Origin of the sequence: Paenibacillus harenae, assembly GCF_030812415.1 — a bacterium.
GTDB classification, from domain to species: domain Bacteria; phylum Bacillota; class Bacilli; order Paenibacillales; family Paenibacillaceae; genus Pristimantibacillus; species Pristimantibacillus harenae_A.
Window position 1 is genome coordinate 247,367 of sequence record NZ_JAUSST010000008.1, and the last position, 13,361, is coordinate 260,727.

At 52.1% G+C, this 13,361-nt stretch carries 10 protein-coding genes; 9 read left to right on the top strand and 1 reads right to left on the bottom strand.

The window, feature by feature from the left end:
- Window positions 1-239 precede the first annotated feature (239 nt).
- From J2T14_RS26880 to J2T14_RS26895, 4 genes are all read left to right on the top strand, one after another.
- Window positions 240-1,835: an ATP-binding protein gene (locus J2T14_RS26880; RefSeq protein ID WP_307475896.1), complete on the top strand. Its 1,596-nt coding sequence runs from the start codon at window positions 240-242 to the stop codon at window positions 1,833-1,835.
- The gene (locus J2T14_RS26885) at window positions 1,832-2,518 is read left to right on the top strand and encodes a response regulator (protein ID WP_307206275.1); all 687 of its coding nucleotides are present in this window, start codon (window positions 1,832-1,834) and stop codon (window positions 2,516-2,518) included. Before J2T14_RS26880 ends, J2T14_RS26885 begins: the two co-directional genes overlap by 4 nt.
- Before the next feature lie 92 nt (window positions 2,519-2,610).
- Window positions 2,611-2,754, top strand: coding sequence for a hypothetical protein (locus J2T14_RS26890; RefSeq protein WP_307206274.1), 144 nt, complete (start codon window positions 2,611-2,613; stop codon window positions 2,752-2,754).
- Window positions 2,755-2,856: 102 nt separating this feature from the next.
- A complete protein-coding gene (locus J2T14_RS26895) occupies window positions 2,857-4,773 on the top strand; it encodes an ABC-F family ATP-binding cassette domain-containing protein (protein WP_307475898.1) in 1,917 nt (638 codons plus the stop codon).
- Between the two features lie 261 nt (window positions 4,774-5,034).
- Here J2T14_RS26895 and J2T14_RS26900 read toward each other — a convergent pair whose 3' ends face one another.
- Entirely contained in the window at window positions 5,035-6,390 is a 1,356-nt protein-coding gene (locus J2T14_RS26900; protein WP_307475900.1) for a dipeptidase, read from the bottom strand.
- Window positions 6,391-6,581: 191 nt separating this feature from the next.
- Here J2T14_RS26900 and J2T14_RS26905 point away from each other — a divergent pair, with 191 nt between their 5' ends.
- The 5 genes from J2T14_RS26905 (at window position 6,582) to J2T14_RS26925 (ending at window position 13,319) form a co-directional block, all read left to right on the top strand.
- The gene (locus tag J2T14_RS26905; protein WP_307475902.1) at window positions 6,582-8,216 is read left to right on the top strand and encodes a response regulator; all 1,635 of its coding nucleotides are present in this window, start codon (window positions 6,582-6,584) and stop codon (window positions 8,214-8,216) included.
- Between the two features lie 39 nt (window positions 8,217-8,255).
- Complete coding sequence (locus tag J2T14_RS26910; RefSeq protein WP_307475904.1) at window positions 8,256-10,058, top strand: cache domain-containing sensor histidine kinase; 1,803 nt, start codon at window positions 8,256-8,258, stop codon at window positions 10,056-10,058.
- A 112-nt stretch (window positions 10,059-10,170) separates the two neighbouring features.
- Window positions 10,171-11,535: an ABC transporter substrate-binding protein gene (locus tag J2T14_RS26915; RefSeq protein WP_307475906.1), complete on the top strand. Its 1,365-nt coding sequence runs from the start codon at window positions 10,171-10,173 to the stop codon at window positions 11,533-11,535.
- Between the two features lie 28 nt (window positions 11,536-11,563).
- A complete protein-coding gene (locus J2T14_RS26920) occupies window positions 11,564-12,469 on the top strand; it encodes a carbohydrate ABC transporter permease (RefSeq protein WP_307475908.1) in 906 nt (301 codons plus the stop codon).
- Between the two features lie 13 nt (window positions 12,470-12,482).
- The gene (locus J2T14_RS26925; RefSeq protein ID WP_307475910.1) at window positions 12,483-13,319 is read left to right on the top strand and encodes a carbohydrate ABC transporter permease; all 837 of its coding nucleotides are present in this window, start codon (window positions 12,483-12,485) and stop codon (window positions 13,317-13,319) included.
- Window positions 13,320-13,361: the final 42 nt, after the last annotated feature.

Consider the following 13,361-nt stretch of genomic DNA (forward strand, 5'->3'; position numbering starts at 1 on the left):
TCGATCAAGCAAGCGTTTCAAATCTTGTTGTAAGCGCTTACTCGACTTATATCCATTACACTAACATCGCTTTTTGGCGCTGAACAGAATAACGACATAAGTTGAAAAATAATCATTTTGGCTATTTTGTTCATAAAAATTACGGGCGGAACCGGCTCAAGGGACTATGTTCGGGGAAGCATGTAGAATACAATAGAGGCAATGCCGCCCGCCGGACAGAAAGGCAAGGAGGGAATTGAATGCGGTTACAAACCAGACTTATTTTGTTAATCGGGACGCTCTTATTCGTCATCATTATTGCGTTAACGTTTAGTTTCGAGAGAATGCTGGTCAACACGCTGCAGAAGAATGTTGGCGCCTCTGCCCTTAAAATAGCGAAGACGGTAGCGTTGATGGACGTAATAAAGGATGCTTTCGACGAGGATAACCCGGCAGCCATCATTCAGCCGATCGTGGAAAAGGTTCGATTGGAGACGGATGCCGAGTTCATCGTCATTGGAAACCGGGAAGGAATCCGCTATGCCCACCCCTTGCCGGATCGAATCGGGAAAGAAATGGTCGGCGGGGATAACGGGCCCGTACTGAACGGCGAATCGATTATATCGGAAGCGGTCGGTTCCATGGGGCCTTCCTTGCGGGGCAAAACGCCCATCTACGACGATCATAATCAAATCATCGGCATTGTGTCGGTAGGCATTTTATTGAAAGACATTCATGAATCGGCCGCGACTTATCGAAACGCGATGATTTTTTTTGCGGCCATCGCGCTCACGATCGGCTGCGGCGGGGCGATTGCAATCTCCAACGGGGTGAAGCGGTCTATCCACGGCCTCGAGCCTAAGGAAATCGGCTTGTTGTACCAGGAGAAAAGAGCCATTCTGGAAACGATCCACGAAGGGATTATCGCGATTAATACGGAAGGAATCATTACGCTCGCCAATCAAACGGCTATAAGGCTAATCGATCCGCTTGAGAAAGAGGAGATTACCGGCAAGCATATTCGGGACGTCATACCGGAATCCCGTTTGCTCGAGGTGATCAAATCCGGAGATGCCCAGTTCGATCAAGATTTGGTCATTAACGAAAGCATGGTCGTGGTCAATCGTCTGCCGATTTTCGATCGTCAGCATCAAGTGGTCGGGGCCGTATCGAGCTTCCGCAACAAATCCGAGCTGCTTCGTTTAACGGAGGAGCTTACGCAGGTGAAACGTTATACCGAAGCGCTGCGTTCGCAGACGCATGAGTATTCAAATAAGCTGTATACGATCTACGGGCTCATCCAGCTGGAATCGTATCAGGAAGCGATGGATCTCATTACGCACGAAACGGACGTGCATCAAAACCTTATTCAATTTCTGTTGCGGGAGATTCCGGATCCCATGCTGGGGGGGATCTTAATCGGGAAGTTCAACCGCGCCAACGAGCTTAAGGTGAGTTTGGAGATCGATAAAAACAGTTCGTTTAAAGACATTCCGGGCGATATCGGCCGGAATCATCTCGTAACCATTATCGGCAACTTATTGGATAATGCGCTGGAGGCCGTGCTTGCCGCGGACCGCGACCCGAAAACGGTAAAGGCTTTTTTGTCCGATGCGGGCGATGACTTGCTCATCGAAATCGAAGACAACGGAGTCGGCATCGCGGATGAAACGGCCGATCGTTTGTATGAAGTCGGTTTCTCCACGAAGCAGGAGGGCGGCAATCGGGGGTTTGGCCTTGCGATCGTGAATCAGGCCGTTCAGCAGGCAAGGGGAACGATCAGCTACCATTCCCGTTCGCAGGGAGGGACAGTTTTTACCGTTAAGATTCCTAAAGAAATGGGGAGAGAGCTATGATCCGGGTGGTCATTGTGGAGGACGATCTTCGAATCGCGCAGATCAACCGCCGGTTTGTGGAGAAGCTGGAGGGATTCGAAGTGGTCGGCATTGCAACCGACGAACAGCAGGCGCACGAGCATTTGGACATTCTGGCCCCGGATCTGGTGCTGCTCGATTTATATTTTCCCGATATGAACGGCCTTGATCTTCTGCATTATATTCAGAAAAAAAATCCGCTCACGGATGTCATCATCATTACGGCGGCTAAGGAATTCGATACGGTACGGGAAGCCATTCGCGGCGGCGTATATGATTTCATGATCAAGCCGGTCGTATTCGAACGCTTTCAGGAGAAGCTGAAATCTTATCAGAAATATCATCAGCAAATGACGCTGCTCGGCGGTTCGAACAAGCAGGTGGACCAAGAGGGAATCGATCAATTGTTATGGGGAGCGGGCGATAGGGCGGACAGGGATACCTATCTACCTAAAGGCATCGATAAGATTACGAGCGAGAAAATCCTCGCTTTCATTCTTGGCGGTCCGGAAGTGCTCACCGCGGAGGAGCTTGGGAGGATGGCCGGCTTCAGCCGCACGACCGCCCGGCGGTACTTGGAGTATTTCGTGGCCAAGGGCGAACTGGTCGCCGACATCTCCTACGGCACTGTCGGAAGACCGGAGAGAGTATACAAAAGGACGTAGGCTGGGCTTCTATAGTACGATGCCAATTAATGTTGCTATGATAACTTGGTTTATGTTAACGTAGATATACAAATGTGAAGGGGGTGAGGAAGGTGAATCACGAAATGGCCAACAACCGTATTAGCCAGCTGCCGATTGCTACGGCTGGCATTGTTCATGCATTTTCCGCGAACGGGATCAGTCTGTCCAATTACGATCATACGTTTGAACCATTCGCGAGAAGACGCCTACCTTAACCACAACGGATCGCTTTATTATCCAGAGGGTCGCGGGCTTGTTGCCGCGGCTCTTTTTTTGTGCATCAAGTAGGGTCTTCATCCAACAGGAGGCTCTTTAAAATGATAATCGTCAACGTTCAACAGATCAAAAAATACCATGCGGCGAACCTTGTTTTGGACGGGGTGACGCTTCAGCTTCAAGAAGGCGAAAAGGTCGGCTTGATCGGTCGCAACGGAAGCGGAAAATCGACGCTGCTCCGGCTCATTTCGGGCCATGAGCAAATAGACGAGGGCATGCTGACCGTCAAGAAGGATTTGCCGATCGGCTATTTGCCGCAAATCCCTGCGGAGTTCGAGGAGCTTACCGTCTATGAGGTGCTCGCCTACGGTTATCGGGAACTGATGGCCGTCAAGCGGGAAATGTCGGACATCGAGCAGCGGATGTCCGGCTCCGAGGCGTCCGCCGATCCCGAAGCGATGGAGCGGCTGCTAGGGGCGTATGCCCTTGCGCAAGAGCGGTTCGAACAAGGCGGAGGCTATGAGATGGATACGGCTATCGCTCAAGTGGCGAGCGGCTTGCAAATCGACCGACGCAATGACCGGCGGAAATTTGGCAGTTTGTCCGGGGGCGAGAAGACGCGTGTCGTTCTGGCTTCCCAGTTGGTCGTCCGTCCGGCTTTGCTGCTGCTGGATGAACCGACGAATCACCTGGATCTCAAAGGGATCGAGTGGCTGGAGCAGTTTCTTCAGCGTTATGAAGGCGCATGCGTTATCGTGTCGCATGACCGTTATTTTCTCGATGCCGTAGGCACGAAAATGATCGAACTGGAGGATGGGGAGGCATATACGTATCTCACCAACTACAGCGGATATATGAAGGAGAAAGAAGAGCGTCTTTTGCAACAGTTCGCCCAGTTCCAGGAGCAGCAGAAGGCGATCAAAAAAATGAAAGAAACGATTCGCCAGCTGGAGGAATGGGGACGCATCGGAGATAACGGGAAATTTTTCAAACGGGCAGCCTCGATTCGCAAAGCTTTGGAGAGGATGGAGACGGTCAAACGCCCCGTCCTGGAGCGGAAAACGGCGGATTTCGAGATATCTCCTCTGGATCGTTCCGGTCGCAGGGTCGTCTCATTCGAAGGCGTGACGAAACGATTCGGTGAAAACGCCATATTAAACGGTGCAGAGGGAAGCCTGACGTATGGCGAGAAGGTCATGCTGCTCGGAGATAACGGATCGGGGAAAACGACGCTTTTCAAGCTGCTTCTGGGCGCGATTGAGCCGGATGCCGGCAAGCTGGAGCGGGGGGCGCACGTGGAAATCGGTTATTTGGCACAGCAGGAGCCGGCGAGGGATCATAAGTTGACGGTATTGGACTATTTCCGCACCGAGGGAGGCTTGGAGGAAGGCGAAGCGCGAAGCACGCTGGCGAAATATTTGTTCTATGGCGCCGACGTGTTCAAGCCGCTGCAAATGCTCTCCGGCGGCGAATGGTCGCGTCTGCGGCTAGCCCTGCTTGTGAGGCGCAAGCCGAATCTGCTTTTGCTGGATGAGCCGACGAATCATCTCGATATGGCCTCGCGCGAAGCGCTGGAGGAGGCGTTGGAAGATTTTCCGGGAACGATATTGGCGATTTCCCATGACCGGTATTTTATTAATCGACTTGCAAAGCGCGTATGGGAGCTGAAGCAAGGCAGGATTACCGCGTATCTCGGCAATTACGATGATTTCAAGGAGAAGCGCGGAGAAGAGCCATCGTCGGCGTCGACGCCGGCGTCCGATCGGCTGCAGACGGAAGCGAAAGCGGCCCAAAGCAGCAGCGGCCCGGCACGCAAAATCGAGCGGAGGCGCGAGCAGCTGGAGCTTGAGATTGCCGCAATGGAAGCGGAGCTGGCTCGTACCGATGAAGAGCTGATGCGTCTCGATCGCATCGGCGATGCCGCCGAGCTTGAAGCGTGGTGGCGTGAGAGGGAAGAGGGGCAATCCAAGCTCGATGCGCTTCTGGCGTTGTGGATGGAGCTGTCGGATTCTGTTTAATGATCTTGGGGCTGTCCCAAAAGCCAATGGCTTAGGGACAGCCCCTGTGTGCGTATGCAGCTAAACTCTGGCTGCTATGTTGGATTTTCGCGGTAACTTTGAGCGTTTGACGGCATTTTGGGCACAAAACAGAGGTCTATTGCGAATATCCAATGTAGCTCTCGATATGGCGCGAAACAGCCTAAAGTTGCTGCAATGATCCAGTATAGCAACTTCGCACCTTCCACCGCCCTCATCGGGTAAAAACAGCCTCTTATAAGTTTAAAGTTGTTTCAAGAATGCTACGATCGTGAGCAAGCCCTTGTCGAAGTTGTCCAGATTGAAATGCTCGTTCGGCGCATGCAGGTTTTCGTCCGGGAGGCCGAAGCCCATCATGACGACGGGTGCCTGCAAGATACGGGAGAACGTTTCGACAATCGGAATCGACCCGCCGTCCTTCGTGAACAGGGCGCGGGTGCCGTACACTTGTTCATAGGCATCCGCCGCCTTCTGAAGCATGGGATGCGAGGGATCCATGTTGAATGCGCGGGCTTGTTCGCCGCGTTTAATAACGAGCCTCGCACCAGGCATGACATGGGATTCCAGATGAGCCGCAATTCTATCCAATATGCGCGCCGGATCCTGATCGCCGACAAGACGGCAAGTAATCTTGGCATGAGCTTCCTTCGGGATGACGGTCTTCGTGCCTTCGCCTTGAAATCCGCCATACACGCCGTTTAGCTCGAGCGTCGGTCTTACGCCGGTCCGCTCGACAAACGAATAGCCTTCTTCTCCGTACAAAGCTTCGAGACCGAGATTGGCTCTTAATTGTTCGTCATCGTGATCTTGCTTGAGAAATTCTTCTCTCATGTCAGAGGAAAGCTCCGGGACGCCTTCGTAGAAGCCGTCGATCGCGACTCGTCCTTGGCCATCGTGCAGAGAAGCGAGCAGGGATACCAGCGCGTGCAGCGCGTTCGGAACGCCGCCGCCGAATGTGCCGGAATGCAGATCCGTATTGGCGGTCGCAATCGTTACTTCAAGCGAGCATAGCCCGCGCAAGCCCGTGGAAATAGCCGGCTTTCCTTTGGCAAGAAGCGAGGTGTCCGATATAAGTACGACGTCTGCAGCCAGCTTGTCTGCATTGTCCTTCATGAAGGCCGGCAGATTCGGGCTTGAGATCTCTTCTTCCCCTTCTATGCAAAATTTCACGTTTACCGGAAGCTTATTTTCTTGATCCAATAGCGCTTCAATAGCCTTTACATGCAAGAAAAGCTGTCCTTTATCATCCGTTGCGCCGCGAGCGTACAACTTGCCGTCGCGGATGGACGGCTCGAAGGGAGGCGTCTCCCAGAGATGAAGCGGATCGACGGGCTGCACGTCGTAATGACCGTAGACGAGCACCGTCGGCTTGCCTGGCGCCTGAATATGCTCGGCATATACGATCGGATGCCCTCCGGTGGGAATGATCTCGACCTTCTCAAGGCCGGCCGTCTCCAATTTGGCGGCTACCCATTTCGCGGCGTCGATCATGTCCTTCTTATGTTCGGACAAAGCCGAGACGCTCGGTATCGTTAGAAATTGCTTCAGCTCATCCAGATGTTGCTCTCTTTTGTTCTGAAAATAGGTCTCATAGCTCACAGGGCTTTACCTCCTAATCCGTTATGACTTTAGTATACATTTTTATACAGATGAGTAAAACTTGCCGGAAATCCCGCTAATCGGAATTTTGTACCGGGAGGGGATGTTCTTCGAACAGGATAACCAAATACCGGCACGAAATATATCAAGGTGCTGGGACCAAATATCCGGGTGTCAAAAGGAGAGATGGCATGTATACGCTGCTTGTCGTGGATGACGAAAAATGGGTTCGGCAAGGCCTTTCTTTAACGATTGATTGGCTCTCGGAAGGCATCGAGCTGATCGGGGAAGCGGAGGATGGAGAAGAAGCGCTTACGCGGATCCGGAACGAATCGCCGGACATTATTATTACGGATATCAAGATGCCAAGGATGGACGGATTGGATTTAATGGAGGCGCTAAGGAATCGGCCAAAGAAAGTCTATGTCATTATTATTAGCGGATACAGCGATTTTGAATATGCCCAGAAAGCTCTGAAATACGGCGCCTACGATTATGTGTTGAAGCCGATCGAGGAAACGGCGCTTTTGGAAGTTGTGCGGAGATGCGTCAGCGATCTGGATCGAGAGAACGAACGCCGGCATCATCTAACGGAGATGTCGGGGCGCATCCGCGAAAGCCTGCCTCTTGCCCGGCAGCACTTCTTGGAGATGCTGCTGCTTGGCGGCATCGTCGATCCTCCAAGCGAGTTGGAAGCAAAGTGGCAAGCCTTGAATATGACATTGAACCCGCATGCGCTAACGGTACTCGCGGTGAAGATCCATCTTTGGGGGCCAAAGGCCTCCGGAGAGAAGGACCGTTCATGGATTCGTATGGCCCTAGCCAATATTGCCGAAGAGATCGCCGCGGGACGGGGACAAGCCGTTGCCTGTCCGATCGACCATAACGCCGACGCGGAAATGGTCGTATTGTTCTCGGGGGATAGCTCCTACGACGGCAAGAAGAAGCGGAGGAAGTATGCCTTCCCGGATGAAATGAAGGCGATAATCGATGCGGCAAAGCGCTATTTGGGCCTCACCATAAGCATCGGAATTAGCGGTCCGGGGAGCATGACCGAACTGGCGCAATGCTACGAGGAAGCGCTGCATGCCTGTTCTAATGCGTTCTATGACGGTTTCGGGAAAGTGTACGATTCGGGTCAGCTATCCGTACAGGCATACAAGCCTCACGCTTATGTCGGGCCGGACGGCTCTTGGGAAACGAGAGTGCATCAGGCCATGAAGCTGGGGGACGACGGGGCTATTCATGAAGGGGTCGACCTATTGATCGAGCATGCGCAATCGGCACGCGAACGCATTTCGCCGCTCCATGTTTCCCGCGGGATAAGGCTTCTGCTTCAAAGCTTAGGGCAGAAGTGGGAGGCGGCGCATCCGTATAGGACGGCGCCGGGGATCGATAGGTTCAACGAAACCATCGTAAACGCAGACCTTCCGTTGGCGCAGCTTGGGGATGCCTTGCGGCACGCTCTCCTGCATTGCGCTTCCGAATCGCGAGGGTCCGGCCATCGCACGAGAATTGTCGAGCTCGGCATGCAGTTTTCCCACCAGCATTATATGAAAGGCATCACGATGAACGATGCGGCCGAGCATCTTTTCCTGAATCCTTCTTATTTCAGCAAGGTGTTTCACGAGGAGGCCGGGGAAACGTACAGTAAATATCTGGCCCGCCTGCGCATGAACAAAGCGAAGCAGCTGCTGAAGACCTCTTCGCTCAAAATCTATGAAATCGCCGACCAAGTAGGGTACGCGGATTTCCGCCATTTCTCCAAAACGTTTAAAGAAATCGAAGGCGTGACGCCTGGCCAGTACCGCGATCTTGGCATCTGATCGACCGGCATTCGACTTATCTCTGGAGGTGGAACCAAGATGAATAGAGCATCGAAGTGGCGGTTCGTCGGATTCAAAATGTTCATTGTTTATTTTGTCAGCATGACGGTCTCGATTATGGTCATGGGCTATCTGTCCTTCCACAAAGCGCAAGAAATTATCCAGCAGAATGCGGGCAAGGTTGCCCTCCAAACGGTTCAGCAGGCAAATAAGAGACTGGAAATGATCTTGGAGGAATATGAAAACCGATCTTACTACGTTTTCGGTTACAGGGATTTGCAGAAAGGGATTTTAGGCGGATTTCGGGACAATTACGAGCGAATGCAGAATACCGAACATATTAATAAGTTTTTATCCAGCTTCGCCAATTTGAGGAACGATACGGCGAATGTATTCGTACTCGGAGAACATACGGCCTCCTATACCTATTCCTTGACCAGCGATCCCACGTTCACTACGATGTCCCCCGCCCGGAACGGTCAACGGGAGCAAGATTGGTATAAAAAAATAATAGAGGCTGACGGCCACGTGGTATGGTTTGGCATCCGGCCCTCCTTTATACCGAACAAAAAGCCATCGGAGGAGGCTAAGCCCGTTTTCTGTTACGGCCGGGCTTTGAAAGATATTTGGGGCAATGGGGATATTATCGGCATCCTGCTGATCGAGATTGACCCGGGTGAAATTCAACGCATATTAGCCGAAATTGATTTTAATGCAGAGGGCAGGTCAATCATTGTCGATCGGGCGAACAACGTTATGGCGGACGCCGACGGCGGAAGCATCATGCATCCTTTGGATCTGGAGCTGGCCGCGGAAACGGAGAGAAGCGGGATTAGAAACGAGACGGTTGCAGGCGAAGAAACGGTCGTCGTGTATGATCAAATGGCAACGAGCGGCTGGAAGCTCATCGGAATGGCTTCGGCACGGGAATTGGTGAAGGATTCCAATGAAATCCGGTTATATACGCTCTATCTCGCCGCCTGCTTCACGGTCGTGGCCGTCCTTCTGTCTTGGATCATCTCCCGGCTGATGCATCGACCCGTTCGGGTTCTGCTTCAGTCGATGCGCAAAGCGAAGGAAGGGGATTTCGAAACGCAGATCGTGCATCATCGACGAGATGAATTCGGTATTTTGTTCGACAGCTTCAATCTTATGGTATCGCGGATCAAGAGCCTGATTAACGAGCTCTACATCCAGCGGCTTCTGAAAAAGGAAAACCAGCTGAAAATGCTGGGCTCCCAAATCAATGCCCATTTTATTTATAACACGCTCGATTCGATTCATTGGATTTCCCGCATTTACAAGGTGGATGACATCAGTACGATGATATTCGGGCTGTCCAATTATTTGCGGATCAGTTTAAGCGACGGAAGGGATATGGTTACGGTAAGAGAGGCGGTATCTCTGGTAGAGAGCTACTTATCGGTTCAAAAGGTGCGCTACCAGGACAAGTTCGAAGTGAGTTTGGAGGTGGATAACGAATTGCTGGATAAGCAGGTATTGAAATTTGTCTATCAGCCGCTGGTAGAGAACGCGATTTACCATGGCATCGAGAACAAGAGGGGAAAGGGACGCCTTGCTATTCGCTGGACGCGGAAAGACGATCTTCTTTACTTCGAGGTCATCGACGATGGCGTCGGGATCGCTCCCGAGAAGCTGAAGCAAATCAAAAAAGCGCTGGAAGACAACGATTTTACGCAGGAGGAGCATTTTGCGCTCAAAAATATTAATAGCCAAATCAAGCTTGCGTACGGGGAGCCCTATGGCTTGGATTTGGATAGCGGGCCAGCGGGCGGCACGAAGGTCACTTTGATGTTCCCGTTTCGGAATGAACCAAAATAACACACCAAAAACAAAAGTATACGCCTTATGCGGCAGTTATGAAAGCGGATACAATTTAGTCACCCCCAAGAAAACGACAAACGCAATCATTTGAGAATAGGGAGGCTAAACAATGGAAAGTAACGCGCGCACAACCGGTTGGAAGGGAAAGAAACGGATATCTGCCTTGCTTGGAATCGGCTTGGCGATCATTCTCGCACTGGCGGGATGCAGCGGTAAATCAGGCACATCCGTCATCGATGACAACGGAGAACCGGACGCTGCTCCCGGCGATCAGGTAACGATCGATTTCTGGTTCCCTTGGGGCGGGGATTATCAGAAGGAATTCAAACAGTACGTCGTCGACGAATTCGAGAAAAAGCACCCGAACATTAAAGTAAAGATGACGTTCGTGGAATCGTCGGGACAGACGCAATCGTCGGATAAGCTGCTGACCGCGATCGCCGGGGGAAATCCGCCGGATGTCGCCTTGTTCGACCGTTTCTTGATCGGTTCCTGGGCGGCCAAGGGGTCCCTTACCGATCTGACCGAATTCGTCGAGAACGGCGGGGTATCCCCGGATGATTACTACAAGAGCGTGTGGGACGAAAGCGTTTATGAGAAAAAGGTTTACGCTTTGCCGTGGGGTACCGATAACCGGGCTATGTATTACAACAAAACGCTGATGGAAAAAGCGGGCTTGGACCCCAATAACCCTCCGAAGACGATAGCCGAATTAGATGAAATGGCGGAAGCCATCTTCGTCGAAGGCAAGAACGGCAAATATGACGAGATCGGATTTATCCCATGGATGAATCAAGGCTTCCTCTATACGCAAGCATGGAATTGGGGCGGCGCCTGGGAGCAGAATGGCGAGCTGACTCCGAATCATCCGCAAAACGTAAAGGCGTTGGATTGGATGGCCGGCTACGCGAAAAAATACAATATCGAAAATTTGACCAGCTTCTCGACCGCGATCGGCCAGACGGGGATGAACCCTTTCTGGACGGGGAAAGTGGGCTTTGTGTTCGACGGCAACTGGGTATTGAACGATCTAAGCAAATATAAGCCGGAATTCGAATGGGGCGTAGCGCCAATGCCGGCGGCGGACGGCTATCCTTCGATTACATGGGCCGGCGGCTGGTCGTACGTGATTCCGAAGGGAGCGAAACATACGAACGAAGCTTGGGAATTCGTGAAATTCGTCGCCCATAAGGAAGGTACGCTGCTGTGGAGCAAACGTCCGACTGCAGGCAACGATATTACCGTGATGCCTTCGGTTAACGATGAGCTGAAATTGGCGGATAACCCGAACCTCAAAATCTTTTTGGATATGATGCCGAATGCGTTTACAAGACCGGTCACGCCGGTTGGCTCGTTCTTATGGAACGAAGCGATGCGGGTGCAGGATTTGGCCATAAACGGCAAAGGCGAGGCGCAGCAGCTGCTGGATGAAGTCAAGAAAAACGTGGACGCCGAATTGGCCAAGATCAAATAAAAGCCGGCTAAAGGAGGAGGAGAGGCGATTGATCAAAGCCAAGAAAACGAGATTCGAGCGAAAAATGGTGTTATACGGCGTTATTTTTACATCGCCTTGGATACTGGGGCTGCTGTTATTCCATGCCTATCCGCTCATTATGTCGATCTATTACAGTTTCACCTCGTACAGCATCCTTGACGCCGGAGAATGGGTTGGTTTCGAGAACTATCAAACGTTGTTCGAAGACCCCGTCTTTTGGGTAAGCATTTATAATACGCTTTATTTTACGGTCTTCTTCGTCCCGGTCAGCATGGTTTTCGGTATCGCGCTGGCGCTCGTCTTGAACGCGAAAATCCGCGGGCAAGGCATTTACCGGACGTTGTTTTTTATCCCGAGCCTGGTGCCGCCCATCGCGACGACGATTATTTGGCTGTGGCTGCTCAATCCGCAGTTCGGACTCGTCAACCATTGGCTGGAACAGATCGGGATTCCGGGTCCTGCCTGGCTGGGGAGCGAACATTGGTCGAAACCGTCGCTCATTCTGATGAGCTTATGGGGAGTCGGGCAGTCCATCGTCATTTACCTTGCGGGCTTGCAGGACATCCCCCAGGATTATTACGATGCGGCGGAGGTGGACGGATCGAGCTTGATCCAGAGGTTAAGGCATATTACGCTGCCTCTGCTGACTCCGGTCATCTTCTTCAATCTCATTATGGGAACGATCGGAGCCTTGCAAAATTTCGTGCTTCCCTATACGCTGTCGAACGGTCAGGGTACGCCGGCCAACTCGATGATGTTCTACGTCATGTATCTGTACACGAACGGGTTCGGCTATTTGAAGATGGGCTATGCGTCCGCCATGGCGTGGGTCCTTTTCCTGATCGTAGTAATTCTGACTGCGTTGATCTTTGTTTCTCAGAAACGCTGGGTCTATTATCAAGGGAAAGATTAGGAGGCATCGCCCTATGAAATCACAGTTATCCATTAAACGCATCCGGCACGCAGGCGCGCATGCTTTTCTGATCATAGTCGGGTTGTTCTTCTTGATGCCGTTCGTGTGGATGCTTTCCACCTCTTTGAAACCGGATGACGAACTGTTCCTTTGGCCGCCGAAATGGATTCCCGGCATGCTGGTATGGAGCAACTATCCCGATTCGGTCAACTACGTGCCGTTCTTCCAGTACTTGGGCAATACGCTGACCATCTCGGGGCTCGCGACGCTCGGCGTTTTGTTCGCCTGTCCTTTGGTTGCCTACGGGATCGCCCGTATTCCCTGGAAAGGCTCGAAGCCGCTCTTCGCGCTGACCTTGGTCGTCATGATGGTGCCCTATCAAGTAACAATGATTCCGATCTTTATTTTATTCAAAAATTTCGGTTGGGTGGGAACGTCCATCCCGCTGTGGCTGCCTGCATTCTTCGGCGCGCCGTTCTATATCTTCCTGCTGCGGCAGTTTTTCATGGGGCTGCCGAAGGAATTGGAGGATGCGGCACGGATCGACGGGGCGTCGGAGCTGCGCATTTACTGGGGAATCATGCTTCCGTTATGCAAGCCCGCTTTGCTCACGATCGCTCTGTTCCAGTTTATGGGGAGCTGGACGGACTACCAGGGACCGCTCATTTATTTGTCGGATGAGAGCAAGTACACGATCATGCTAGGGCTCCAGGCATTCAAAACCCAGCACGGGGCCGAATGGCAGATGCTGATGGCCGCCTCCGTCCTGGTCACTTCTCCGATCATCGTTCTCTACTTTCTGGTTCAAAGATCGTTTATTCAAGGCATAACCTTCTCGGGCATTAAATAATAAAAGAGGCAGACGAGCGTCGCACGGGTATGCGACGCTTGG